At 66.9% G+C, this 893-nt stretch carries 1 protein-coding gene and 1 tRNA gene; one reads left to right on the top strand and one right to left on the bottom strand.

From position 1 onward, the window contains the following. The coding region (locus Pla111_RS17170) for a hypothetical protein (RefSeq protein ID WP_197524833.1) at positions 1 to 397 on the bottom strand (397 nt) is incomplete at its 3' end. Positions 398 to 718: 321 nt separating this feature from the next. Between Pla111_RS17170 and Pla111_RS07200 the strand changes: the two genes are divergently transcribed. Further along, positions 719 to 802: transfer RNA gene (locus Pla111_RS07200), tRNA-Leu, on the top strand. Positions 803 to 893 lie beyond the last annotated feature (91 nt).

Below are 893 nucleotides of genomic sequence, written 5' to 3'. Positions count from 1 at the left end.
CCGTGATCGGGCCCAAGCCCATGTTCGGAACGATAAAGGTCACCGCGTTGGGGCTCCAGGCAACGATCTGGCACTCCAGGCAGGCCGGGCCAACCCGCAGGAAGACGGCCCCCACTTCCGTGCCCAAGAAGCGGGCCGGGGCGGTCACGGTCGAGCCGACGGTCAGCTCGGTTGCCGTGCGGAGCTTGCTGGCCGGCTTGATCACCGGGCGGCGGGTCAGAACGCTCTTCTCGTGGCAGTCGGTCTCGAGGACCTTCACCACCGGCTGGTAGTGGTTCTTGGCGATCACCGTAACGGCGGGCTGGGGAGCCAGCGAGCCGCAGGGGGCGTAGGCCGAGGCGGTGAGGGTGGGCAGGGCAAACAGGGTCGCGGCGGCGAGCGTGAACAGGGTCTTCATCGTCAATCTCCTCAGATTAAAGGGGGTCAGCCCGTGGGGGGCGTGGTGGGGTGACGCGGGGCCGAGCGGTCGTCCGCTCGTCAGGCTCCCTCGTCAACCGCTCGACGCCCGGCCCCCGCCCCGTTGCGCGCCCAAAACCGAAAAAATGAAAAACGGCCCGCCGGCGTGTCGGGGAGCGGAATGGGGGGGCGAGCGGATGAACGGTGCCCCAGCCTCTCTGGATGGCGACGTGCTGCGGCGGGCGAAGCCTGTACGCCAAGCGTTGTTGGCCCGGATTGACGCCGGCGGCGATCGGCGTAACCTAGTGGCTGCCAACTACTTGCCGGAGTGGCGGAATCGGCAGACGCGCTGGATTCAAAATCCAGTGGGAGTAATCCCGTGAGGGTTCAAGTCCCTCCTCCGGTACTTCTGTGCGAAGCGATGCCAACTCGCCTCGCTGTGTGCGAATCGCCCTAGTTTTCTCGGGGGTTTCTGCCGCTTCGTTGCCCTCTGCGGG

The organism is Botrimarina hoheduenensis (assembly GCF_007859815.1).
In the GTDB taxonomy this organism is placed as follows: domain Bacteria; phylum Planctomycetota; class Planctomycetia; order Pirellulales; family Lacipirellulaceae; genus Botrimarina; species Botrimarina hoheduenensis.
This window is presented reverse-complemented; position numbering and strand designations above follow the sequence as displayed.